We start from the raw sequence: 546 nt of genomic DNA on the forward strand, positions 1-546 counted from the left end.
ACAACCTGCGCGTCCACATCACGTCGCTGCGCAAGATTCTCGGCGAGGGCCCCGAGGCGCAGCAATATATCTCGAACGTTCCAAATCGCGGCTACAGCTTCGTGGCGCCGGTCACGCGCAAGGAGTCGCCGACGCGGGCCGATGGCCAGCAACCCACGATAGCCGGACTGCCGCTACCCCGGCTGGCCAACCGCATCATCGGGAGAGAGGCGGTTCTCGATCAGCTCGAGGGGCAGCTGCCCGAGCAAAGGCTGCTCACCCTCGTCGGTCCGGGAGGCATTGGAAAGACGACAGTCGCGCTCGCTCTTGCTCAACGCCTGGATGATGGTTATTCGGACGGCACGGCGTTCGTCGATTTCTCCGGGATTGCCAATGGAGCGCTGATCACCGAGCTGATCGCCACCGCAGCGGGCTTAGTGCTCGCCTCGACCGATCCGCTCGCTGAGCTGGCGAACAAGCTTAGTCATCTCTCGATGCTCCTCGTCCTCGACTGCTGCGAGCACCTCATCGACGAAGTCGCGGCGATCGCCGAGGAACTGATCACCA

1 pseudogene is annotated in these 546 nt (G+C 63.4%); it reads left to right on the top strand.

Annotated elements, in window-relative coordinates:
- A pseudogene (locus AC0L2R_RS33815) lies at positions 1-546 on the top strand (ATP-binding protein); the annotation flags it as partial.

Source organism: Mesorhizobium sp. WSM4820 (assembly GCF_055811075.1).